The sequence below is a fragment of the Reyranella sp. genome (genome assembly GCF_052439685.1).
Taxonomy (GTDB): Bacteria; Pseudomonadota; Alphaproteobacteria; order Reyranellales; family Reyranellaceae; genus Reyranella.
This window is the reverse complement of record NZ_JBQVQG010000002.1, coordinates 92,881-116,614: the sequence shown is the minus strand read 5'-3', so window position 1 is coordinate 116,614 and position 23,734 is coordinate 92,881. Positions and strand designations below refer to the sequence as shown.

Genomic DNA, 23,734 nt, shown 5'->3' with positions numbered 1-23,734 from the left:
CCGTGCGTGCGTGCTTAACGTCGCGCTTTAGTGACAAACAATCGCGCGGGCGTGCCGAGGTTGCCCCACCTTCTCGGCATCGAAGGTCTTTCGCCTGAAACGATTTCGGGCTTGCTTGACCTATCTGAAACCTACATCGACCAGAACAGGTCCGTGGACAAGCGGCGCGACAGGCTCGCCGGCCGCACGATCATGAACCTGTTCTTCGAGAATTCGACGCGCACGCGGACGAGTTTCGAGGTCGCCGCCAAGCGGCTCGGCGCCGACGTCATCAACATGGATGTCGCCACCTCCTCCGTGCGCAAGGGCGAGACCCTGCTCGACACGGCGATGACGCTGAACGCCATGCGGCCCGACGCCATCGTCGTGCGCCACCACGAATCCGGCGCCGTCAATCTCCTGTCGCAGAAGGTCAACTGCGCTGTCATCAACGCCGGCGACGGCCAGCACGAGCATCCCACACAAGCGCTGCTCGACGCGCTCACCATCCGACGACGACGCGGCAGCCTCGAAGGTCTTCTCGTGGCGATCTGCGGCGACATCATGCACAGCCGGGTGGCCCGCTCGAACATCCACCTTCTGCAGATCATGGGTGCCCGCGTTCGGGTCGTTGGTCCGCCGACCCTGATGCCGACCGACGTCGAGAAAATGGGCGTCGAGGTGCATTACAGCATGAAAACCGGCCTCAAGGACGTCGACATCGTCATGATGCTGCGCCTGCAGACAGAGCGGATGCAGGGCTCGTTCGTCCCCTCGATCAGCGAATACTTCCATTTCTTCGGCCTCGACCGCGCCAAGCTGCAATATGCCAAGCCCGATGCGCTGATCATGCACCCCGGCCCGATGAACCGCGGCGTCGAAATCGACTCGGAAGTCGCCGACGATCTCGACCGCAGCGTCATCCACGAGCAGGTCGAGATGGGCGTGACCGTTCGCATGGCCTGTCTCGATGCCCTGATCGGCGGACAGCGCAACCAGTTCGGAGCCGTCGCGTGAGCGGAAAGATCGACAAGACCGCGCCGCCGCATGCCGGCTCGACCGCCTACATCAACGCCCGCATCGTCGATCCGACCGGAAACACCGAGTATCTCGGTGCGGTCCTGATCAGCGACGGCAAGATCGCCGACTTCGGTCCCAACCTCTTCGCCTCCGGCGCACCTTACGGCATCCAGTCGGTCGACTGCCGCGGGCACTATCTCGCGCCCGGCCTCGTCGACACGCGCGTGCACACGGGCGAGCCCGGCGAGGAGCACAAGGAGACTCTGGAAAGCGCTGGCACCGCGGCGGCGGTGGGCGGCATCACCTCGATGGTGCTGCTGCCCGACACCGAGCCGCCGTTTGACGACGCCTCGCTGATCGAGTTCGTGGCGCGCCGTGCCCGCCAGGTGAAGCTCGCCAACATGTACGCCTACGGCGCGCTGACCGTGGGCCTCGAAGGCAAGGAACTCGCCGAGATCGGCCTGCTCGCCGAGGCCGGCGCCGTGGCGTTCACCGATGCAGATCATGCCGTCGCCAATGCCCAGGTCATGCGACGGGCGCTCTACTACGCCAAGACCTTCGATGCGCTGATCGTCCACCTGCCGCAGGAGCCTGCGCTGTCGGGCGGCACCATGACCAGCGGCGCGATGGCGACGCGCCTGGGCCTGTCGGGCAGCCCGCCGCTCGCGGAGGTGATGATGGTCGAGCGCGACATCCGGCTGGCCGAGATGACCGGCGGTCGCATGCACCTCACCAAGATCTCAACGGCGGAGTCGGTCGAGGTGATCGCCGCCGCAAAGGCGCGCGGCCTCAAGATCACCTGCGATACCGCCGCACCCTACTTCGCACTGAACGACCTCGCGGTCGGCGACTATCGCACCTTCGGCAAGCTGGTGCCGCCGCTGCGGGCCGAGAAGGACCGGCTCGCCATCGTGGAAGGGCTGAAGGACGGCACGATCGACGCGATCGTCTCCGATCACCGGCCGCAGGACCAGGACAGCAAGCGCGTGCCCTTCGCCCAGGCGGAACCGGGTGGCATCGGGCTTGAGACCCTGCTGCCGATCTCGCTCGAACTGGTCCACGCCGGCCATCTCACCCTGCCGCGGCTGTTCCAGCTCCTCTCGTCCAAACCGGCGTCGTTGTTCGGCCTGCCCGCCGGCAGGCTCGCCAAGGGGGCGCCGGCGGATCTGGTCCTGTTCGAGGCGGACTACGCCTGGAAAATCGATCGCGACGATCTCTGGAGCAAGACCAAGAACTCGCCGTTCGACGAGCGCCCGGTGCAGGGCCGGGTCCTGGCGACGATCGTCGGCGGGCGGACTATTTACCGCGACGACAGCTTCACGACGGCGGCCGCTTTCGCCTGACGGCCGCCTTCAATCGGCCATTTGGTCTGATATGGTCGTTTCGTCTTTCAAACGGGGAACCGATGATGCTTCGGCACTCACTTCTTCTCGGCGTCGCCTCTGTCGCGCTCGCCGGCACGGCACAGGCCCAGCAGCGCGGCGGGTCGCGTGACGACCTTCTGGATGCGTTGACACGCCATATCCAGATCTGCAGCGAGATGACCGAAACCCAGGCGCGGCTGTCCTGCTACGACCGCCTGCAAACCCAGGTCGGCGGCGTGCAGGCTCCGGCCTCCGCGCCTGCGGCGGCCCCCGTCCCGACGCCGACGCCGCTGCAGGCAACCCCGACACCCCTTTCGCCGATGCCGAGCACCGGCTCCTCGATCAGCGGCGCGCCGCTGTCACCGCAGCCCCTGGCCGTGCCTGGTGGCGGCACGGCGACGCTTGGCAGTCCCCAGCCGCTCGGCGCGCCGCCATCCACCGGGCCGGCGCCCTACGATCCCAACGCGGCGTTCGATCCCAGCCGGTCGACCTACCGGCCCCCGGAGGCGATGGGTCCGAAGCCCCAGCCTCAGGCCCGACGCAGCGGACCGCGGCCTGTGCCGAATTTCGCGACGCCTCAGCCGCTGGTCACCATCGGCGCCAACAACCTGACCTACGGGCCGTCGCGCTACTGGCAGGTCACGATCGTGCTGAAATCCAACATCCAGCGCGCGGTCGAAACCCAGGCGGTCTGCACCTTCATGAACGGCAGTCGCGCACTGGAGGACGCCTATTACGGCCCGGTGTTGATCCAGCCTGGCGAACAGATCTCAACGGAACTGATCGGACCGCCGACCACGGCCTATGTCGACTCGACGAACTGCAGGCTGCTCAGCCCGTAGGACGCGGCGATGATTTCGACCCTGATCCTGATGGCCGGCCCTTTCCTGATGGGCTACCTGATGGGCTCGATCCCCTTCGGGCTGCTGCTGACGCGCGCGGCCGGGCTGGGCGACATCCGCAACGTCGGCTCCGGCAATATCGGCGCGACCAACGTGCTCCGAACCGGGCGCAAGGGCCTGGCCGCCGCCACCCTGCTCTTCGATGCCCTGAAGGGCGTCGCGGCCGTGCTGATCGCCGACCAGGTGGGGCAGCTTCCCGCGGTTGGCGCCGCTGCGGGCGCCGTGCTGGGTCACATGTTCCCGGTCTGGCTGGGCTTCAAGGGCGGCAAGGGCGTCGCGACGACGCTCGGAGTCATGTGGGGCCTTTCGTGGCCGGTCGGCGCCATCGCCTGCGCCGCCTGGCTAGTGCTGGCCGCCGCCTTCCGCTACTCCTCGCTGGCCGCTCTGCTCAGCGTGGTGGTCGCCGCGATCGCCGCCTGGTTCCTGACCGATCCGCGCGCGGCGATGCTGCTCACCCTGCTGGTACCGCTCGTGTGGGCGCGACACCACGAGAACATCGCGCGCCTGCTCAATGGCACGGAGTCCAAGATCGGCCAGGGCAAGAAGGCCGCCTGATCACTTCCGTGCGGCCTTGCCCTCGTAGCGCTTCGTCCACTCCGCGAGAATGCGCGCCCGGTTTTCCGACGCCCAGGCGAAGTCGTTCCTGATCATCGATTCGGCGACGCCGGCAGGATAGTCGGGAATGGTGCTGGCGATACCCGCGATCGCGACCTGGCTGACGAACGACGCATAAAGCTCGTTGGCGCGCCGGCTGGCCGCGAAGTCCATGAGCCGGCGGGCGGCCTCCGGCTTCTTCGTGCCACGCAGGATGGCGGCCGCATCCATGTCCCAGCCACCGCCCTCCTTCATCATCAGGCCTTCGATCGGCGCCCCCTTCTGACGGGCGCTGGCCGCTGCGAGTTCATAGGAGATGCCCACGGGGAACTCGCCCGACGCCGCCTGCCGGCAGGGCCGCGTGCCCGAATGTTCGTAGACGGCGATGTTTTCATTGAGCCTGTCCATGAAGTCCCACGCCTTGGCCTCGCCGAACATCTGGATCCAGGCCGAGACGTGGAAGTACCCCGTCCCCGAGGACGCCGGATGGGGCATGGTGAGCTTGCCCTTGAAACGTGGGTCCAGCAGATCGAACCAGGATTGCGGCCTCGGCAGCGAGAGCTTCCCTGCCTCGATGGTGTTGAAGCAGACGGCGGCCACCCACGCTTCCATCCCGACCCAGGCAGGCGGAGTGGAGGGATCGCGAAAGGCGGGTTTGATGGCAGCAAGATTCTTCGGCGCATAGGGTTCGAGCAGGCCGCGCCGGTCCAGCAGCAGCATCGAGGTGACCGCCAGTCCCCAGATCGCGTCGCCGCGCTGCTGCCCTTGCTCGGCCAGGATCTTCGCCGTGACCACGCCCGTGGAATCACGGTTCCACTGGATCTCGATATCGGGATTCTCCGCCTCGAACGTCTTCTTGAAATCGTTGAGGTTCTCGATCTCGAGGGTCGAATAGACATCGAGGCGCGTGCGGTCCTGCGCCGTCGCCGCCGAAGCCGCCAGCACGCCCAGTATCGCCGCCCACCATCTCGTCATCGTCCGTTCCCTCGAAGCTCCCGGCGCCACATGGCTCATATATCCATCCGGCCGGTGCAGGTCGCCGCCATTCCTGTCATAGCAGCGGCGCATGAGCGTTTCCCCGTCCCGCAGCCTGCCCTGGGCCTTGATCGGCGCCGCCTGCCTGGGGTCGTTCGCCGCGACGTCGAGCGGGACCACGCGGGCGCCGTTCCTTCTGGAAATGTCGCATGACCTCGGCGTCGCGATGCCGCTCGTCGCCAACCTCGTTTCCCTGACGGCGACGGCCTGGGGCCTCACCTCGGCGCTGGGCGGCTGGATGTCCGACGTCGTCGGTCGGCGGTCGATTCTGATTGCTGCACCCTTTGCGCTTGCCCTCACTCTGGTCGCGCAGGCTGCCGCCGGTTCGTTCTTCTGGGTCGCCGTATGGGCCGCCGCGGGGGGCGGCTGCGCCGGCGCCTTCACCGGGGTCGTCTTCGCCGAGGTCTCCGCGCGAGTGCCCGACAGTCAGCGCGGCCGCGCCCTGGGATGGGTCATGAGCGGCCAGTCGCTGACCCTCGTCGTCGGAATCCCCATGGCGGCGGCCGTCGGCGCCGTCATCGGCTGGCGCGGCTGGCTTCTCTGCGTCGCCGGCCTCTCGGTGGCCGCTGTGCTGAGCCTGGTTCTCACCCTGGGACGCGGCGGCGCCGGTCATACGCGCGGCGCGGCAAAACGGCCTTCGATGCGCTCGGCCCTGTCGCCGCGCGTCCTGAGCCTGCTCGGCACCGGAGTGGCGGAGCGCATCTGCTACGGGCTCGCCGTCGTCTACTTCGCCACCTTCATGCAGGTCACCTATCACATGACCCTGCTGGAACTTGCGCTGCCCCTCGTCGTGTTCGCGCTGGGCAATGTCGCGGGCACCGTGTTGGGAGGCCAGCTCGCCGACCGGCTGCGCGACCGATTGCTCACCTTCGCCGTCGCCATGGCGCTGTCCGGCATCGCGGCGCTGCTTCTCTTCACCTGGCATCCCGGCCCGTTCGTCTCGGTCACCGTGGGCTTCTTCTATGTGCTGCTCAATGCGCTCGGCCGGCCCTCGTACATGGCGTCCCTCGCCTCGGTCCCGGAGGATGTCCGGGGCACCGTGCTCGGCCTCAACGGCACCTCGGCCAGCGTGGGCTGGATCGGCGCGGCCGCCCTGGGCGCCGTCATGATCGGATGGAGCGGCTTCGAAGGCTTCGGCCCGCTCATTGCCCTGCTGGCGCTGCTCGGCGCGGCGGGCGCCCTGCTCAGCCGGCGCAGCCGCTCCTGACCGGTCGATTTCTACTATCGGTTGTTTTACACTCGAATACCACTCGCATAAGGTCGGCCGCATGTTCGACGGTTCTGACCCTAGCGACATCGCCTCGGCTGAGCGCCGGGCCCGGCTCAGGCTGGCGCGCAGCGCGCGGGTGGGGCCCATCACCTTTCACGAGGCGCTGGCGCATTTCGGATCGGCCCGCGCGGCCTGCGCGACCCTGGCGACGGTATCGGAGGCCACGACCGAACGCGAAGAGCAGGCGCTCGCGGCGCTGGGAGGGCGCTTCCTCGTGATCGGCGACGCCCTCTATCCAGCGGCGCTGGCAGCTCTGCCCGACGCGCCGCCGGTCCTGTCGATGCTCGGCGATCCCGCCCTGCTGGGCCGTCCGACCCTGGCGATCGTGGGTGCCCGCGAGGCCTCACTGGCGGGACGACGCTTCGCCGCCGACCTCTCTGCCGCCCTGGGTGCCGCGGGCTTCGTCGTCGCCTCCGGTCTTGCCCGAGGCATCGATGCGGCCGCCCACGAGGCGGCGCTCGACACCGGCACGGTCGCCGTCCTGGCCTGCGGCGTGGATCAGGTCTACCCGCCGCAGAACGCGGCCCTCCAGGAGGCCATCGGCGCACGCGGCCTGATCCTGAGCGAGGCGGGGCTGGGCGCCCCGCCCGTCGCACGCGCTTTCCCCCGGCGCAACCGCATCGTGAGCGGACTCTCGGCCGGCATCGTGGTCATCGAGGCAGCGGCACGGTCGGGCTCTCTGATCACCGCCCAGCGCGCCGCAGAACAAGGCCGCGAAGTATTCGTGGTGCCGGGCTCGCCCATGGATCCGCGATATGCCGGATCGAACAGCCTGATAAAAGATGGGGCCATTCTGGTCCGCGACGCCAACGATATTCTGAGCGTCCTGGGTCGCCCCGCGACTGACCGGCAACCCGTTGAAAAAACAGCTCGAATCTCGGATGACACAGATACCGCACGCATCGTGCAAGAACTGGGCGCCGTCCCCACTGCGGTTGACGAACTGGTACGCCGGTGCCAAGTGTCCGCCGCCTTCGTAGCGGAGGTTCTCATGGCTCTCGAGCTGGAGGGCCGCTTAGAGAGGCACCGGGGAAACCGTGTATCTCTGATATAAATCAGAGGTTTAGCTCCGGTCTTTGTTGTCGAACCTGGAGCATTTTCCGGCGATGGACGTACTGGTCGTCGAGTCCCCGGCCAAGGCTAAGACCATTGGGAAATACCTTGGCCCCGGCTACACCGTGCTGGCCTCGTACGGTCATGTCCGCGATCTCCCCCCCAAGGACGGTTCGGTCCGGCCCGAGGAAGACTTCGCCATGGACTGGGAGGTCGATGCCCAGTCACAGAAACGCATCGATGCGATCGCCCAGGCCGTCAGCAAGGGCGGCAAGCTCTACCTCGCCACCGACCCGGATCGCGAAGGCGAAGCCATCTCCTGGCATGTGCTCGACATCCTGCAGCACAAGAAGGTGCTGGCCGGCGTCGACGTCAAACGCGTCACCTTCAACGCCATCACCAAGAAGTCGGTGCTCGACGCGGTGGCCAATCCGCGCGATCTCGACCAGCCGCTGATCGACGCCTATCTGGCGCGCCGCGCACTCGACTATCTCGTGGGCTTCACCCTCTCTCCCGTCCTGTGGCGCAAGCTTCCGGGCAGCCGCTCGGCCGGCCGCGTCCAGTCGGTGGCGCTGCGCCTGATCTGCGAGCGTGAATCGGAGATCGAGGTCTTCAAGACCCGCGAATACTGGACGGTCGATGCCTATTTCGGCACCGCCAAGAAGCAGGTGCTGAAGGCCCGCCTGACCCATCTCGACGGCCGCAAGCTCGACAAGTTCGATCTCAACACCAAGGAGCGCGCCGAGCAGGCCAAGCACGAGATCGAGCGCCGCGCCTTCGCCGTCGCTTCGGTCGACCGCCGCCAGGTCCGGCGCAACCCGCCGCCGCCCTTCATCACCTCGACCCTGCAGCAGGAAGCCTCGCGCAAGCTGGGTCTCGGAGCGGCGACCGCCATGCGCATCGCCCAGCGCCTGTACGAGGGCGTCGACATCGGCGGCGAAACGGTCGGCCTCATTACCTACATGCGTACTGATGGCGTGCAACTCGCGCCGGAGGCGATCGGGCAGACCCGGCGCCTGATCGAGACCAAGTACGGCGCCGACTACGTGCCGGCGAGCCCGCGTGTCTACACGTCCAAGGCCAAGAACGCCCAGGAAGCGCACGAAGCGGTCCGTCCCACCGACCTTTTCCGGACGCCGCAGGACGTCGCCGCCTATCTCGACAAGGACCAGCTCGGCCTCTACGAGCTGATCTGGAAGCGCACCGTCGCCAGCCAGATGGAGAGCGCCGTGCTGGACCAGGTGACGGTCGACATCGCCAGCGGCGACAAGACTGTCCAGCTTCGCGCCACCGGCTCGGTCGTGAAATTCAACGGCTTCCTCACGCTCTACGACGAGGGCCAGGACGACAAGAGCGACGACGAAGAGACCGGCGCCATCCTGCCCGACGTTGCCGAAAACGAGGCGATGGACCGGCGCGAGGTCGTGCCGGAGCAGCATTTCACCGAGCCGCCGCCGCGCTATTCGGAAGCCAGCCTGGTCAAGAAGCTCGAGGAACTCGGCATCGGCCGTCCCTCGACCTACGCCAGCATCATCGAGGTGCTGCAGCGTCGCAACTACGTGCGCATCGACCGCAAGCGCTTCATCCCGGAGGATCGCGGCCGTATCGTCACGGCGTTCCTGCAGACCTACTTCCCGCGCTACGTCGAATACGGCTTCACCGCTCACCTCGAGGAAGAGCTCGACGATATTTCCAGCGGCAAGATCGACTGGCACGAAGTGCTGCGCGAGTTCTGGAAGGCTTTCTCCGCCGCGGTCGGCGAGACCAAGGACCTGCGCGTCAGTGCGGTGCTCGACAAACTCGACGAGGAGCTCGGCCCCCACTTCTTCCCGGCCAACGACAATGGCGGCAAGAACCCGCGCGACTGCCCCTCATGCGCCAACGGCCGCCTCGGCCTCAAGCTCGGCAAGTTCGGCGCCTTCATCGGCTGTTCCAACTATCCGGAATGCCGCTTCACGCGGAAGCTCGGCATCGTCGATGCCGACGCCGATGCGGCCAGCGGCGAGAATCTTGACGGCCCCAAGATCCTCGGGATCGATCCGGTCACGGGAAAGCAGGTCACCCTGCGCAAGGGTCCCTACGGCCTCTACGTCCAGCTGGGCGAGCCGGAGGGCAAGGAGAAACCCAAGCGCCAGTCGCTGCTGCGTGACATGACACCGGGCGACCTCACTCTGGAGAAGGCGCTGGCGCTGCTGTCCCTGCCGCGCGAACTCGGGCCGCATCCCGAGGACGGCGAGGTCATCCTTGCGGGCGTTGGCCGCTTCGGCCCCTATGTGAAGCACGGGCCGAAATACAAATCCGTCCCATCCGACGAGAGCGTGCTCGACATCGGCATGAACCGCGCCGTGGCGCTGCTGGCCGAAGCCAAGACTCCGCGCGGTCGGGCCGCGGTCAAGCCGATCCGCAGCATCGGCAACCATCCGTCCGATGAGGCGCCGGTCGAACTCTACGACGGCCGCTACGGGCCCTATGTGAAGCACGGCAGCATCAACGCCACGGTGCCACGCGACGTGAAGCCGGAGGAACTGACCCTCGACCAGGCGGTCGCCCTGCTGGCCGAACGCGCCGCAAAGGGCGGCGGCAAGAAACCCAAGGCCGCCCGAACGAAGAAAGCAGCCTCCGGGACTGCCAACGACGCCGGCACCAAGCCCAAGGCAAAGAAGGCGGCGGCAAAGAAGAAGCCCGCCGCGAAGAAGAAGAAGAAGGCGGGCAAGGCGAAGGACACGGACGACGCCCCGCCCCGCACCGGTACCGATGGTTAAGGGCAAGGTCCCGACCCGCGACGAACTGCTGGCCTTCATCCGCGACAGCGAGACGCCTGTCGGCAAGCGCGAGATCGCCCGCGCCTACGGGCTGAAGGGCGACCAGCGCATCGAACTCAAGGAACTGCTGCGCGACCTGCGCGACACGGGCGAGATCGCGCCGGACCGCGCCAAGACCTTCCGTCACCCCGAGTCGCTGAGCGACATGGTCGTGCTCGAGATCGTCTCGGTCGACGCAGACGGCCATCTGCTCGCCGTGCCGCGGCGGCACGACGACGATAAGGACGGTCCGCCGCCGCGCATCGAGGTCACCGCACCGGCCTCGCGCAACGTGCCGGCCCCGGCGGTCGGCGACCGCGTGCTGGCCAGCATGAAGCGCCGCGGCAAGAACACCTACGAGGCGAAAGTCGTCCGCCGGCTGGGCAGCGGGCCGAAGAAGATCCTCGGGCTCTACGAAGAACCGCCCGGCCGCAACGGGCTCGGCCTCGTCACGCCGACTGATCGCAAGCTGCGCCGCGAGTTCGACGTGCGCCCCAGCGACAAGAACGGCGCGCTGCCCGGCGATATCGTCTGGATCGAGGAGATCGGAGGCGCTCTCGCGCGGCGCGCGCGCATCGTCGAGCGCATCGGGCCGATGAGCGACCCGCGCACCGTCAGCCTGATCTCGATCGCCACCAACGACATCCCCGTCGATTTTCCCGAAGCGGCGATCGAGGAAGCCGACAGGGCCAAGGCCGCGCCGATGGGCCACCGCCTCGACCTGCGCGACGTGCCGCTGGTCACGATCGACGGCGAGGATGCCCGCGACTTCGACGATGCCGTCTTCGCCGAGCCCGATCCCGATCATCCTGGTGGCTGGCGCCTCCTCGTCGCGATCGCCGACGTCGCCTGGTACGTGCGCCACGACCGGCCGCTCGACCGCGCCGCCTACCGGCGCGGCACCTCGGTCTACTTCCCCGATCGCGTCGTGCCGATGCTGCCCGAGCAGCTCTCCAATCACTGGTGCTCGCTGGTGCCGCACGAGGACCGGCCGGTGCTGGTGGCCGAGATGTGGATCGACGCCGAAGGCCATCTGAAGCGTCACAAATTCCACCGCGCGATGATGCGCTCGGCCGCGCGCCTCACCTACAACCGGGTGCAGCGCGCCATGAACGGCACGCCGGACGCTGAGATCGAGCCCTTGATGGACGAGGTGGTGCGGCCGCTCTACGGCGCCTATCGCGTCCTGCTGGCGGCGCGCGAAGCCCGCGGCGCCCTCGACCTCGACCTGCCGGAACGGCAGGTGACGCTGGGCAAGGACGGCCATATCGCCACGATCGGCGTGCGCGAGCGTCTCGACAGCCATAAGCTGATCGAGGAATTCATGGTGCTGGCCAACGTGGCAGCGGCGCAGGCCCTCGAGCAGCGCCAGATGCCCTGCCTTTATCGCGTCCACGACCAGCCCGACCTCGCCAAGCTCGAGGCCTTGCGCGAGTTCCTCGGCACGCTCGGCATCAAGGTCCCGACCGGCCAGCGGCTCCGCCCGGCCGACCTCAACCGGGTCCTGCACGAGGTCGCCGACAAGCCGGTTTCCCAGCTCGTCAGCCAGACGGTCCTGCGCAGCCAGAGCCAGGCAGTCTACAGTCCGGACAATCTCGGCCATTTCGGCCTCGCCCTCGCCCGCTATGCCCACTTCACCTCGCCGATCCGGCGTTTCCCCGACCTGATCGTGCACCGGGCGCTGATCGCCGCCTACGGGCTGGGCGACGGCGGCCTCTCCTCCGAGGACAGGGGCCGCTTCACCGAGTTCGGCGAGCATCTGTCGATGTGCGAGCGTCGCGCCGTCGCCGCCGAGCGCGGCGCCATGGACCGCTACGTCGCCGCGTTCATGGCCGGCCATGTCGGTGCGGTCTTCCCCGGCAGGGTCAACGGCGTGACCCGCTTCGGCCTGTTCGCCACGCTCGAAGGCACCGGCGCCGACGGGCTCATCCCCATCCGCTCGCTGGGCCAGGAATTCTTCCGCCACGACGAGGGACGGCAGGTCCTGATCGGCGAACGGACCGGCGAGACCTTCGGCCTCGGCGATCGGCTGCAGTTGAAGCTGATCGAGGCAGATCTGGCCACCGGCGGCCTGCTGTTCGAGATCGTCGACGTGATCGAACGGGTCGAACGGCAGCCGGCGCCGCGTCATTCGCGCCCCGCCTACGGCAAGGAGCGCACGGGGCCGCCGCGGCGTCCGGTCGCGCATCGCGGCCCGCCACGGGACAAAGGGTCACGCCGACGCAAGTAGCCGTGGAGCGCATCCTGTTCACCATGGATGACGAACACGCTCCGGTTGATTTCTGGACCGCCCTCATGAGGGGCTGGCGCGGCCGTTGCCCGCGGTGCAACCAAGGCCGCCTGTTCAGCAGCTACCTCAAGATGAAGAGCCATTGCGAGGTCTGCGACCTGCCGCTCGAACCCTATCGTGCCGACGACGCGCCGGCCTATTTCACCATTTTCGTGGTGGGCCATATCGTCGTGCCGCTGGTCCTCCTGGTGGAGCGCTGGGGAACCGAACCGCCTCTCTGGGTCCACGCGCTCCTGTGGCTCCCGCTGTCGGTCGTGCTCGCGCTTTTTTTGCTGCCGCGCATCAAGGGCGCCGTAATTGCGCTGCTTTGGGTCCAGAAGATGGGGGCACCCAAGGCTGCGGCGACCGGAAGCCTCGATCGCTCGGCCTGATGGGCGTGGCCGCCCGCCGACGGCCTGTGCTATTGTGCTGCCGCCGGATATGGATGTGTCTCGATACCCTTTTCTGCGCTTGATGCTGCCGCGCGCGGCCCTGTCGCTGTTGGCGGCGTGTCTCGTCGTGTCCTGCGCCACCGCGCCGGACTCGCCGGCTGCCGAAGCCGACGCTCGGCCGCCTGCCGCCGCTGCCGATGCCGGCATCGAACGGGTCGTTCTTCAGGCCTACCGGGCAATCGGCGACCGCCATCTCTACGAACCGAATTTCCGCAACCTGTCGGTCGAGGCATACCGGGGCTTCGCCAGCAGCGATTCCACTCTGGTCCTGGAGGCCAGCGACAGCAGCCTGACCGTGAAGCGCGATGGCAAGGAGGTCGTGAGCCGGCCCGCTCCCGCCGACACGACCGACGGCCGCGCCTGGGGCAGCACGCTCACCGAATTGATGGCCGGCTCGATCGAGGCTTCACCCGCTCTGCAGCAAGTCGACCGCCAAGTGCTCATCCGCCAGGCGATGACGGCCACCACCAAGCAGCTCGACCGCAACAGCCGCTACGCGGACCCCGACGAGGCCAAGGACAACCGCTTCCAGCGCGACGGCGGCGGCGGCATCGGCATCACCGTCGAGCGCACCGACGAGAAGAAGATCCTGATCCGCGCCGTCCAGGAGGGTTCTCCAGCCGCCAAGGGGGGTGTCCAGATCGGCGACCAGATCCTGGCGATCGACTCCGAGTCCATGATCGACCGGCCCCTGTCCGATGTCGTGGCGAAGCTGCGCGGCGCGGTCGGTGCCCCCGTGAACATGACCGTGCTCCGCCCCTCTCAGGGCGCCGAACTGACCCTGGCGATGAAGCGCGGCCGCATCGTTCCGACCACGGTGGTCTACGAACGCCGCGGCGACGTGGCCCTGATCCACCTGACGGGTTTCAACACGGCCACGACCGACAATCTCCGCGCCGCCCTCGACAAGGCCAAGGCCGAGATCGGCAAGGATCTCGCCGGCCTCATCATCGACATGCGCTCCAACCGCGGCGGCCTGCTCGACCAGGCCCAGACGGTCTCGGAAGTGTTCATCGCCGACGGCACGATCTTTTCGACCAACGGTCGCCATCCCGACAGCAAGCGCACCTACCGCAGCTCCAATGGCCGCGCGGGCGGCACCCAGCTTCCGATCGTCGTGCTGATGAACGGCGGTTCGGCGTCGGCGGCCGAGATCGTGGCGGCGGCGCTGCAGGATCGCGGTCGCGCCGTCGTGATCGGCACCACCAGCTACGGCAAGGGCACCGTCCAGACCGTCGTCCGGCTGGCCAACGAGGGCGAACTGATCCTCACCTGGTCGCGCCTGCAGGCACCCTCGGGGTACACGTGGAACGAGCTCGGCGTGCTTCCCAATATCTGCACCTCCAAGGTGGGTGATGCGAACAAGCTGGGCGTCGCGTCGGTCGATTCGAACCACAACTCGCTGATCCGCTGGCACGCGCTGCGCAATCCGACGCCGCACGAAGTGTCCGACCTGCGCAAGATCTGCCCGCCGGGCGAAGCCGCCCCTGAGGCGGACATCGACCTCGCCATCCGGCTTCTGCGTGACCGGCCTCTTTATGCCCATGCCGTGCAGTCGGCGACCTTCCAGGCGGCCGCCCGGCCCTAGCCTTTTCCTGAGGCAGGGCGCTTGACACGGCGGCCCTGCCGACTACTTTGCGCGCCTCTGCGAATTCGCCCCCCAGGGCATAAGGACAATTGCCATGGCCAAGCCGACCTCGATCCTGATCAAGATGATTTCCAGCGCCGACACTGGCTTCTTCTACGTGACCAAGAAGAACCCGCGCACCAAGACGGAGAAGCTCGAACTCAAGAAGTACGACCCCGTCGCGCGCAAGCACGTCGTGTTCAAGGAATCGAAGATCAAGTAGCCTGTCGCTCTGCAGGCTCGACGACCAAGCCGCCCTTCCGGGCGGCTTTTTCGTGGGATAGTCTCCCGCGCAATCCAACGAGGAGGAAAGAAATCATGAGCGCCCAGCTTTCGCGCGACGACTGGAAAGGCCGCATCGGCGGCCTCAGCTACCGGAACCAGGCCTTCATCGGCGGCAAGTTCGTAGCGTCGCTGACCGGCAAGACCTTCGATTGCGTGAACCCGGCGACGGGCCAGGTCCTGACCAAGGTCGCTGCCTGCGAGCAGGCCGACGTCGATGCCGCCGTGAAGGCCGCGCGCGCCGCCTTCGAGAAGGGCACCTGGGCCAACATGGCGCCGGCCCAGCGCAAGCGCATCATGCTGAAGCTCGCCGACCTCATGATGAAGAACCGCGAGGAGCTGGCCCTGCTCGAGACGCTCGACATGGGCAAGCCGATTGCCTTCTCGACCACCGTCGACGTCCCGGGTTCGGCCAACACCGTGCAGTGGTTCGGCGAAGCGATCGACAAGATCTACGACGAGGTCGCCCCGACCCCCGGCAACGTCATCGCCATGATCACCCGCGAAGCCGCCGGCGTGGTGGCCTGCGTCGTGCCGTGGAACTTCCCGCTGCTGATGGCCTGCTGGAAGATCTCGCCGGCGCTGGCCGCTGGCAACTCGGTCATCCTGAAGCCGGCCGAGCAGTCTCCCCTCACCGCGCTCCGTCTCGCCGAACTCGCGGCCGAGGCCGGCATTCCGGAGGGCGTGTTCAACGTGCTCCCCGGCTTCGGCGAGACCGCGGGCCAGGCACTCGGCCGTCACATGGACGTCGACGTGCTGGCCTTCACCGGCTCGACGGAGGTCGGCAAGTACTTCCTCCGCTATTCCGGCGAATCCAACATGAAGCAGGTCTGGCTCGAGTGCGGCGGCAAGTCGCCGAACATCGTGCTGGCCGATGCGCCCAACCTCGACATCGCCGCCCGCCGCACCGCCTTCGGCATCTGGTTCAACCAGGGCGAGGTCTGCACCGCCGGCTCGCGCCTCATCGTCGAGGACAAGATCAAGGACGAGTTCCTCGCCAAGGTCATGGCGATCGGCCAGAAGATGATGCCGGGTGACCCGCTCGACCCGAAGACACAGATGGGCGCCATGGTCGACGAGACCCAGACCAAGCGCGTCATGGGCTACATCGACGCTGGCCAGAAGGAAGGCGCCACGCTCGCCATGGGCGGCAAGCAGGTGCACATCGACAATGCCGGCTCCTTCATCCAGCCGACCGTGTTCGACAACGTGGATAACACGATGAAGATCGCCCAGGAGGAGATCTTCGGGCCGGTCCTCTCGGTCATCCCGGTCAAGGATGCCGAGCAGGCCCTCTCCGTCGCCAACGACACGATCTACGGCCTCGCCTCGGCGATCTTCACCTCCAACATCAACAAGGCCTTCAAGTTTTCCAAGGCCCTGCGCGCCGGCTCGGTGTGGGTGAACACCTACGATGGCGGCGACATCACCACGCCGTTCGGCGGCTACAAGCAGTCGGGCAACGGTCGCGACAAGTCGCTGCACGCCTTCGACAAGTTCACGCAGATGAAGACGACCTGGATCCAGCTCGGCTGATCTGTCTCCGATCGGATACGTGCAAGGCGGCCCTCGGGCCGCCTTGTTTCGTTTGCGGTATCGGCCTGGCTCGAAACGTGCTTCTTGATGAGGTCAAGGGAGGCTTCATGACGTCACTGACGATCCGGCACGTCACGACCTACCGATACCGGCAGCCGGTTGCCTTCGGCGAACACCGCATGATGCTGCGGCCTCGCGACTCGCACGATCAGCGCGTGATCGAGGTTAGCCTCGATATCAACCCTGCTCCCTCCAGCCTGCGCTACGAGAAGGACGATTTCGGCAACCACGTCGCCATCGCCGAGTTCGCCGGTGTCGCCACCGAGCTGACCTTCGCGAGCGTCGTCAGCCTCGAACATTCACCCGCCGGTGTCGCTCATCCCGATCTCGACGATGCCGCCGCCATCTTTCCCGTCGACTACGCCGACGAGATGGCCGACCTCGCCCACTGCATCCATCGACGCGATAGCGGGTCCGACGACGCGGTCGCCCAGTGGGCTCGCCGGTTCCTGCCCGTGGACGGCCGGATCCCTGCCCTCGAACTCCTGAAGCGTCTCTGCAACGGCATCCATGAAGGCTTTCTCTACCGCCGCCGGGAGGCCAAGGGCGTGCAGGCGCCGCTCGAAACGCTCGAACTCGGCCACGGCAGCTGCCGCGACTTCGCGCTGCTGATGATCGATGCCGCGCGCTCGCTGGGCCTCGCGGCCCGCTTCGCCTCCGGCTATCTCGCCACCATGCCGAACGTGGCGCCGACGGAAGCGCACGGCGCGACGCATGCTTGGGCGCAAATCTACCTGCCCGGCACCGGATGGGTCGATTTCGATCCGACCAGCGGCAACGTCGGCAAGGCCAGTCTCGTTACGGTGGCGGTCGTGCGCGATCCCGAGCAGGCGTTACCGCTGCACGGCACCTTCGTCGGCTCCTGGGCCGACACTCTTGGCATGGAGGTCCACGTCAGCGTCACGCCCCAGCCGGCCGGGACGGCCTGATCGATCTTCGCCGATTGCGATTCTAGGGGCGTCCGGATGAAGATCCGCATTGGGTACGAGATCGTCTACAACTTCCCTCAGCCCACGCCGATGATCGCGATACTGGGCGTCCACCCGACACGGTCCGGCGACCTCATCGAACCCGACAGGCTGAAAACCGATCCGGCCGTCCCGATCACCCGCTATCGCGACGGATTCGGCAATATGTGCAGCCGCCTGGTTGCGCCGGCCGGACGCGTCAGGCTCTTCGGCAACGGTGTCGTCCGCGATTCGGGCATACCCGAAAAAGTCGTCCCCTCGGCACCGCAGCATGCGATCGAGGACCTGCCCGCCGATACGCTGGTCTATCTTCTCGGCAGCCGCTACTGCGACACCGATCGCCTGTCCGAGATTGCGTGGACCCTGTTCAGCAACGGGCCGCAGGGCTGGGCGCGGGTCCAGGCGATCTGCGACTACGTGCACAATCACATCGCCTTCGGCTACGAGCATGCCCGGCCGACCAAGACGGCCTGGGAAGCTTTCAACGAAGGCAATGGCGTGTGCCGCGACTACGCTCACCTGGCCATTGCGTTCTGCAGGTGCATGAACATTCCCGCACGTTACTGCACCGCCTATCTGGGCGACATCGGGGTGCCGGCGGTCGACGCGCCGATGGATTTCGCCGGCTCCTTCGAAGCCTATCTCGGCGGTCAGTGGTACCCGTTCGACGCGCGCAACAACGCGCCGCGCATCGGCCGCATCCTGATCGGCCGCGGCCGCGACGCCGCCGACGTGCCGATCACCCACACGTTCGGCCCCAACACGCTGGTGAGCTTCAAGGTCATAACCGACGAACTCGGCTGAGCCGCATCACCGCATGCCGGCGAAAATCCCGCCGACCGTCGTGATCTAGGCATATCAGGCAGAAGGTCGTTGCCTTCCTGGCCCGGCCGGAACGGTGAATCCGCGCTGGTGCCATCGTTCTTCACATGCACGATCGGCTCCACGGCGGCTCCACGGCGGCGCCAGTCGGCCAACAGCCGGGCGATACTGGCCTCGGCACCCGGATTGTTGCGTGGTCCCCACTTGGGGTGATCCATGGCCTTCTGCTGGTCGATCACGATCAAGACGTCTTCAGCCATGCATGCGTGCCCCCTTGCGCCTCGCCCGCAATGGTAGTGGAGTTGGCCCTAACGAAAACAGGAGGAAACGATGCAATTCGGCTATTTCACCATGCCCTCGCATCCGCCCGAGCGCTCCTTGAAGGACGGGCACGAATGGGATCTCCAAGTGATCCGCTGGCTCGACGAGTTGGGCTTCACCGAGGCTTGGATCGGCGAGCACCACACCGCACCGTGGGAGCCCCATCCCTCGCCCGACCTGCTGGTGGCGCAGGCGCTCATGCAGACCAAGAACATCCGCCTCGGGCCGGGCGGGTTCCTGCTGCCCTATCACCATCCGGCCGAGCTCGCGAACCGGGTCGCCATGCTCGACCACATTTCGGGCGGACGGCTCAACTTCGGCATTGCCGCGTCCGGCCTGCCCAGCGACTGGGCGATGTTCAACGTCGACGGCATGTCGGGGACGAACCGCGAGATGACGCGCGAGGCCCTCGACATCATCCTGAAGCTCTGGTCCTCGGCCGAGCCTTTCGACTACAAGGGCAAGTACTGGCACGTGACCAAGCCCGACACGATGTTCGGCTTCCTCAAGCCGCACATCAAGCCATTGCAGACCCCGCATCCGCCGATCGGCGTCGCCGGTCTGTCCAAGGGATCCGACACGCTGAAGCTCGCGGGCGAGAAGGGCTACATCCCGATGAGCCTCAATCTCAATCCGGCCTACGTGAAGAGCCATTGGGAGTCGGTTGAGACCGGCGCCGCCAGGTCGGGTCGCACACCCGACCGCAACCAGTGGCGCCTGGTGCGCGAGGTCTTCGTGGCCGACACAGACGAAGAGGCGATGCGCCTGTCGGTCGGCTCGCACATGGGCCGCATGATGCGGGAGTACTTCCTGCCCCTGCTTTCACAGTTCGGCTTCTTCGAGTACCTGAAGCACGATGCCAACGCGGCCGACTCCGATGTGACGCCGGAATACTGTGCCGAGCACAACTGGATCATCGGCTCGCCGAAAACGGTCGTCGAAAAGATCGAGAAGATCTACGACGAGGTCGGCGGCTTCGGCCAGCTTCTCGTCTTCGGCTTCGACTATGTGGAGAATCCGCAGGCCTGGCGCCATTCCCTCGAGCTGCTGTCGAAGGAAGTGATGCCCAAGGTCCAGCACCTCAAGCCCAAGATGGAAAGACTGGCGGCAGAGTAGCTCTGCCGCCCGCCGTCCCGTCAGGCCGCGACCGGCACGCTCTTGCCGGTCGCCGAGGCAACACTGTTGTGAAGATGCGCCACGAGCGCGTCGTCCAGCTTGAGGCGAGCCGCCAGCATCGAGAGGTAGCCGCGCTCGGCGGCATTGTCGACGTCGATGGCCAGCAGGGACGCGGTGTAGATCTCGGCCGCCTCCTCCGGCGTCGCCGCCGCGCCCGCGACCGCATCGACATCGAGCTTGGCGCGAAGCTCGTCCATCACGAACACCTTGTCGTCGGCACCGAGCGGCAGCTTGTCCATCTCGGCGAAGATTCGCGCCTGTTCCTGCGCATCGACATGACCGTCCGCCTTGGCGGCGGCGATCATGGCGCGCAACAGATGACGCGCCAGCGTCTGCTGACCAGATTCGGTCGTGGGATTGAACGGCGTTCCGCTCGGCGCCGGCAACATCGGTACCGGAGCCTGGGGTGCCTGGCCGACGGGTGCCGCCTGCTTGCCGGCCTGCCAGTCATTATACGCCTTGTAGGCAAGCGCCCCGACCGCGGCCATGCCCCCCAGTTTGAGAGCCTCACCGCCGATCTTGCGGCCGGTCTTGCTCCCCATCAGCAGGGCCGCCAGGCCACCGGCGAGCACTCCGCCGCCGGCCCCGCTCAGAAAGCCGCCACCGCCGCCCTGGCTACCGGCCGGGCCGACACCCTGGCCGCCGCCCTGCCCGCCCATAAACTGTTCCAGCAAACGCTTCGCATCGAACATGACGCCTCGCCCTAGTAGTTAACTTGCGAGGTCAGATGATGTGCAATTATGGCAAAACCGGGCGTTTTCAGGCTCGTTCCGAAAGAAATGCCGCCGCCGCAAATCCGATGGCGGCGACCAGCATGATTCCAGCCAATCCCCAGAGAACGGGCGTGTAGCCACCGAACGCGCCCCAGGCGAGCGACGCGAGCACGGGCCCCGCGGCACGCATGACATTGGTGGGCATGGTGAGCGCCCCGGAGACGACGCCGTAGCCCTCGGGACCGATGAACTCCGGGACGGCCATGCCCCGCAGGATCGTCACGAGACCGTTGGCAACGCCGTAGACCACGGCGAACAGGATCAGCGGATAGACATCGGTGATGCCGGTCGCAAGGAAACCCATCGCGAGCGGGAAGGCGAAATAGATCAGGGCGCCCAGCTGGATGGTCGTGATGTGACGCTGCCCAACCATCAGCAGCACCCGTCCGACCACTTGCATGGGTCCGATCAGCGCAATGATCGCCATGACCACCCCGGTCGGCACGCCGCGATCGTCGAGCAACGGGATGAGATGAAAGCTCATGGCCGAGAAGGCGAGCCCGTAGCCCGCGAAAGCCACGACGAGTCCCCAGAAAGCCGGCACGCGGATGGCCATGGCCAGCGGACTCCTCGTCGCCACGCCATCGGCCGGCGGCTTGGCGGCTGCGATGGGCACCGGCTCGACCTCCGGGCCCGGCACGATCAGCCAGTGCATCAACGCGACGCCGAGAACGATGATCGCCAGCACGTCGAGGGCGGGCCGCCATCCGATCCGCTCCACCAGAAACTGCGTGAAGGGAATGCCGAATGTGCTGGCCAGACCGCCGAGGAAGGTCATCAGCAGGATCGCCTGCTTGTAGCGTGGTCCATAGACACGGGTGATCACCGCGAAGGCGGGCTCGTAGAGCGTCACCGCCTGGCAGGCGCCGAGTCCGATCCACAAGGCGTAGAAAACCGGCAATGACTCGACCCGCGACCAGAGAAACAGGAGCAACGCCGCGAGCAAGGACCCGGCCGTCATCAGGAGCCGCCCATGGCCGCGGTCGATCCAGGCGCCGACGGCGATGGAACAGAGACCGGCGGTGAGCAGTCCTGCCGACAGGGCACCGAACATCGCGCTGCGCGTCCAGCCCAGCTCCTCGGTCATCGGCACGACGAACAGCGGAAAGGTGTAGTAGACGATGCCCCACGTCACGAGTTGACCCAGCGAGAGCATCCACAGGATCGTCGACGGGCGCTTTCGCCACGCTCCGCCTATTTCATCCTTCGCCATAATGCCGCCAGCTCTGTCCGCTTCTTTACAGAACGATGACCCTAACGCCGCACGGGCCGCGAGGATAGGCGCATGACCGACACCAAACGCATCAACCTCGCTCTGCAAGGCGGCGGTAGCCACGGCGCCTACACCTGGGGCGTGCTCGACGCACTGATCGAAGATGGACGCCTCGAGATCGAAGCGGTGAGCGGCACCAGCGCCGGCGCGATGAACGCCGCCATTCTCCTGCAGGGCTGGGCCAAGGGCGGTCCGGCCGGCGCACGCGCAGCCCTCGCCGCCTTCTGGGGCGAACTCGGGCAAATGTCGATCGCGAGTCCGATCCGGCGCACCCCGCTCGACCGGCTGCAGGGTAACTGGAACCTCGATGAATCACCCGGCGCGCTTTGGGCCGATCTGATCCAGCGCACCCTCACGCCGTGGCAGCGCAATCCGTTGAAGTTCGACCCGTTGCGAGAGCTCCTGAGCCGGCACTTCGATCAGGAAGGCGTCCGTGCCTGTCACCAGATCAAGGCCTTCATCGCCGCGACCAACGTGGCGACCGGCAAGGTGCGCATCTTCACGCGCGAGGAGCTGTCGATCGACGCGCTTCTGGCCTCGGCCTGCCTGCCCAGCATCCACGAAGCCGTTGTGATCGACGGGGAGCCCTACTGGGATGGCGGCTTCCGCGGCAACCCGCCGATCTGGCCGTTCATCTACAACAGCGATAGCGCCGACGTGGTGATCGTCGAGGTCGACCCACCGCACCGCGAAGACATTCCGCGTTCCAACGCAGAGATCGCCGATCGATTGAACGAGATCACCTTCGGCGGGGCGCTGATGGCGGAGATGCGCGCCATCGCCTTCGTGCAGGAGCTCATCGACAACGGCGCTCTCACCGGTGAATTCGGCGACCGCCTGAAGAAGCTGCTCATCCACTCGATCGGCGATCCGGCGACCCTGGCGCCGCTGGGGGCCGTCAGCAAGTTCAACATCGAGCCGGAATTCCTCGACCATCTGTTCAAGGCCGGTCGCACCTCCGCAACCGCCTGGCTGGCGTCGACGTTCGATAAGGTCGGCGTCGAGAACAGCATCGACATACGCGCGCGCTTCCTGTGAGATCTGAATCGAGGAAACAAGGACAATAATAATATGAAGCGTCTTCTCTCCGGGATATCCGCACTCGCCGTGGCCGCGGCTCTGCTTGCTGGGCCCGCACTTGCGTGCACGAGAACGCTTTATGTCGGCGACGGCAACCTCGTGCTCACCGGCCGCAACATGGACTGGAAAGAGGACATGTCCTCGAACCTCTGGATCCTTCCGTCCGGCATGACGCGCAACGGCGCGGCAGGGCCGAACTCGGCCGAATGGACGTCGAAGTACGGCAGCGTCGTCGTGTCGGGCTACGAAGCCGGCAGCACCGACGGCATGAACGAGAAAGGTATGGTCGCCAACCTGCTCTATCTCGCGGAGTCGCAGTATCCCAAGCCGGTTCAAGGTAAGCCCGACCTCTCACTCTCGACCTGGCTGCAGTACGCGCTCGACAATTTCGCGACAGTTGCGGAAGCCGTCGAGGCGCTACGCCGCGAGCCATTCAATGTCTTCGCCCCGGCCTTGCCGAACGGCGCGCCGTCGACGCTGCACCTTTCGCTGTCGGACGCCTCGGGCGATTCGGCGATCCTCGAGTATGTGAACGGCAAGCTCGTGATCCATCACGGCAAGCAATACGTCGTGATGACCAACTCGCCGATCTACAGCGAGCAGCTTGCTCTCAACGCTTACTGGAAGGGTATCGGCGGCCTGACCTTCCTGCCCGGTACGAACCGCGCGGCCGACAGGTTCGCCCGCGCCTCCTTCCTGCTCGGCGCGATCCCGAGAGAGAAGGACAAGAACTATATCCAGAGCGTGCCGGAGCAGTCGTTCACGTATCAGGCGGTCGCGAGCGTCCTGAGCGTGATGCGGGCCGTCAGCGTGCCGCTCGGAATCACCACACCGGATCAGCCAAACATCTCGTCGACGATCTGGCGCACCGTCTCGGACCAGAAGAACCTCGTCTATTATTTCGACTCTGCGACACGGCCCAACACCTTCTGGGTGTCCTTCGACAAGATCGACCTCAAGGCCGGCGCCCCCGTGAAGAAGCTCACCATCCAGGGCGGCGAGGTTTTCTCGGGCGAGACGTCGGGCCAGTTCAAGCCGGCCGAGCCCTTCAAGTTCCTCCCAGCGACTCCGCGGTAA

General features: G+C 66.5%; 20 protein-coding genes. 17 read left to right on the top strand and 3 right to left on the bottom strand.

Going from position 1 to position 23,734, the window contains the following annotated elements:
* The first annotated feature begins 30 nt into the window (after positions 1-30).
* From ACT6UX_RS03660 to plsY, 4 genes are all read left to right on the top strand, one after another.
* Positions 31-996, top strand: a complete 966-nt coding sequence (locus ACT6UX_RS03660; RefSeq protein ID WP_444773785.1) for an aspartate carbamoyltransferase catalytic subunit — start codon at positions 31-33, stop codon at positions 994-996.
* Entirely contained in the window at positions 993-2,342 is a 1,350-nt protein-coding gene (pyrC, locus tag ACT6UX_RS03655) for a dihydroorotase (protein WP_444773784.1), read from the top strand. Before ACT6UX_RS03660 ends, pyrC begins: the two co-directional genes overlap by 4 nt.
* A 65-nt stretch (positions 2,343-2,407) precedes the next feature.
* On the top strand, positions 2,408-3,205 hold the full coding sequence (locus tag ACT6UX_RS03650; RefSeq protein WP_444773783.1) for a hypothetical protein: 798 nt from the start codon (positions 2,408-2,410) through the stop codon (positions 3,203-3,205).
* Positions 3,206-3,214: 9 nt separating this feature from the next.
* Positions 3,215-3,820 carry a glycerol-3-phosphate 1-O-acyltransferase PlsY gene (gene plsY / locus ACT6UX_RS03645; RefSeq protein ID WP_444773782.1) on the top strand — a complete coding sequence of 202 codons (606 nt, stop codon included), beginning with the start codon at positions 3,215-3,217 and terminating at the stop codon, positions 3,818-3,820.
* Here the strand turns inward: plsY and ACT6UX_RS03640 are convergent, their stop codons facing one another.
* Complete coding sequence (locus ACT6UX_RS03640; protein WP_444773781.1) at positions 3,821-4,834, bottom strand: putative 2-aminoethylphosphonate ABC transporter substrate-binding protein; 1,014 nt, start codon at positions 4,832-4,834, stop codon at positions 3,821-3,823.
* A 91-nt stretch (positions 4,835-4,925) separates the two neighbouring features.
* Here ACT6UX_RS03640 and ACT6UX_RS03635 point away from each other — a divergent pair, with 91 nt between their 5' ends.
* From ACT6UX_RS03635 to ACT6UX_RS03585, 11 genes are all read left to right on the top strand, one after another.
* The gene (locus ACT6UX_RS03635; protein ID WP_444773780.1) at positions 4,926-6,101 is read left to right on the top strand and encodes an MFS transporter; all 1,176 of its coding nucleotides are present in this window, start codon (positions 4,926-4,928) and stop codon (positions 6,099-6,101) included.
* A 61-nt stretch (positions 6,102-6,162) separates the two neighbouring features.
* Positions 6,163-7,218: a DNA-processing protein DprA gene (gene dprA / locus ACT6UX_RS03630; protein WP_444773779.1), complete on the top strand. Its 1,056-nt coding sequence runs from the start codon at positions 6,163-6,165 to the stop codon at positions 7,216-7,218.
* Positions 7,219-7,270: 52 nt separating this feature from the next.
* Positions 7,271-9,979 carry a type I DNA topoisomerase gene (gene topA / locus ACT6UX_RS03625; protein WP_444773778.1) on the top strand — a complete coding sequence of 903 codons (2,709 nt, stop codon included), beginning with the start codon at positions 7,271-7,273 and terminating at the stop codon, positions 9,977-9,979.
* Positions 9,972-12,248: a ribonuclease R gene (gene rnr / locus ACT6UX_RS03620; protein WP_444773777.1), complete on the top strand. Its 2,277-nt coding sequence runs from the start codon at positions 9,972-9,974 to the stop codon at positions 12,246-12,248. Before topA ends, rnr begins: the two co-directional genes overlap by 8 nt.
* Before the next feature lie 2 nt (positions 12,249-12,250).
* Positions 12,251-12,679 carry a DUF983 domain-containing protein gene (locus ACT6UX_RS03615; RefSeq protein ID WP_444773776.1) on the top strand — a complete coding sequence of 143 codons (429 nt, stop codon included), beginning with the start codon at positions 12,251-12,253 and terminating at the stop codon, positions 12,677-12,679.
* A gap of 55 nt (positions 12,680-12,734) precedes the next feature.
* A complete protein-coding gene (locus ACT6UX_RS03610; protein ID WP_444773775.1) occupies positions 12,735-14,327 on the top strand; it encodes a S41 family peptidase in 1,593 nt (530 codons plus the stop codon).
* A 94-nt stretch (positions 14,328-14,421) separates the two neighbouring features.
* A complete protein-coding gene (gene rpmG, locus ACT6UX_RS03605) occupies positions 14,422-14,589 on the top strand; it encodes a 50S ribosomal protein L33 (RefSeq protein WP_020696277.1) in 168 nt (55 codons plus the stop codon).
* A gap of 95 nt (positions 14,590-14,684) precedes the next feature.
* A complete protein-coding gene (locus ACT6UX_RS03600) occupies positions 14,685-16,184 on the top strand; it encodes an aldehyde dehydrogenase (RefSeq protein WP_444773774.1) in 1,500 nt (499 codons plus the stop codon).
* Positions 16,185-16,291: 107 nt separating this feature from the next.
* A complete protein-coding gene (locus tag ACT6UX_RS03595; protein WP_444773773.1) occupies positions 16,292-17,173 on the top strand; it encodes a transglutaminase family protein in 882 nt (293 codons plus the stop codon).
* Between the two features lie 36 nt (positions 17,174-17,209).
* The gene (locus ACT6UX_RS03590; protein ID WP_444773772.1) at positions 17,210-18,016 is read left to right on the top strand and encodes a transglutaminase-like domain-containing protein; all 807 of its coding nucleotides are present in this window, start codon (positions 17,210-17,212) and stop codon (positions 18,014-18,016) included.
* A gap of 348 nt (positions 18,017-18,364) precedes the next feature.
* The gene (locus ACT6UX_RS03585) at positions 18,365-19,471 is read left to right on the top strand and encodes an LLM class flavin-dependent oxidoreductase (protein WP_444773771.1); all 1,107 of its coding nucleotides are present in this window, start codon (positions 18,365-18,367) and stop codon (positions 19,469-19,471) included.
* Between the two features lie 20 nt (positions 19,472-19,491).
* Here the strand turns inward: ACT6UX_RS03585 and ACT6UX_RS03580 are convergent, their stop codons facing one another.
* Together ACT6UX_RS03580 and ACT6UX_RS03575 are read right to left on the bottom strand one after the other, a co-directional pair.
* Complete coding sequence (locus tag ACT6UX_RS03580; protein WP_444773770.1) at positions 19,492-20,223, bottom strand: tellurite resistance TerB family protein; 732 nt, start codon at positions 20,221-20,223, stop codon at positions 19,492-19,494.
* Between the two features lie 67 nt (positions 20,224-20,290).
* The gene (locus ACT6UX_RS03575; protein ID WP_444773769.1) at positions 20,291-21,460 is read right to left on the bottom strand and encodes an MFS transporter; all 1,170 of its coding nucleotides are present in this window, start codon (positions 21,458-21,460) and stop codon (positions 20,291-20,293) included.
* Positions 21,461-21,589: 129 nt separating this feature from the next.
* On the opposite strand from ACT6UX_RS03575, the gene ACT6UX_RS03570 reads away from it, so the two are divergent.
* Together ACT6UX_RS03570 and ACT6UX_RS03565 are read left to right on the top strand one after the other, a co-directional pair.
* Positions 21,590-22,615, top strand: coding sequence for a patatin-like phospholipase family protein (locus ACT6UX_RS03570; RefSeq protein ID WP_444773768.1), 1,026 nt, complete (start codon positions 21,590-21,592; stop codon positions 22,613-22,615).
* A gap of 33 nt (positions 22,616-22,648) precedes the next feature.
* Positions 22,649-23,734 carry a linear amide C-N hydrolase gene (locus ACT6UX_RS03565; protein ID WP_444773767.1) on the top strand — a complete coding sequence of 362 codons (1,086 nt, stop codon included), beginning with the start codon at positions 22,649-22,651 and terminating at the stop codon, positions 23,732-23,734.